This is a genomic window from Belnapia arida, from assembly GCF_016773205.1.
GTDB classification, from domain to species: Bacteria; Pseudomonadota; Alphaproteobacteria; order Acetobacterales; family Acetobacteraceae; genus Belnapia; species Belnapia arida.
This window is the reverse complement of the sequence record NZ_JAETWB010000220.1, coordinates 1-256: the sequence shown is the minus strand read 5'-3', so window position 1 is coordinate 256 and position 256 is coordinate 1. Positions and strand designations below refer to the sequence as shown.

Genomic DNA, 256 nt, shown 5'->3' with positions numbered 1-256 from the left:
CCAAGCTGGCCCGGCTGGCGGCCCTGCAGCGGATCAGCCGGGTCGCGGTCTGCGTGGACGATGCCGCCCAGGTCTCGGCGCTGGAAGCGGCCGCGGAGGCTGTCGGGGCCCGCATCACCGTGCTGGTCGAGCTGGATTGCGGCGCCAGCCGCTGCGGGGTGGAGCCGGGGCCGCCGGTGGTGGCGCTGGCCCGACAGATCGCCGCCAGCCCGCACCTGATCTTCGGCGGGCTGCAATCCTACCATGGCAGTGCCCA

General features: G+C 74.6%; 1 protein-coding gene. It reads left to right on the top strand.

Annotated features, from left to right (window positions below; all coding sequences use genetic code 11):
- Positions 1-256, top strand: a 256-nt coding sequence (locus tag JMJ56_RS33470) for an alanine racemase (RefSeq protein WP_202836166.1), incomplete at both ends; no start/stop codon positions are given.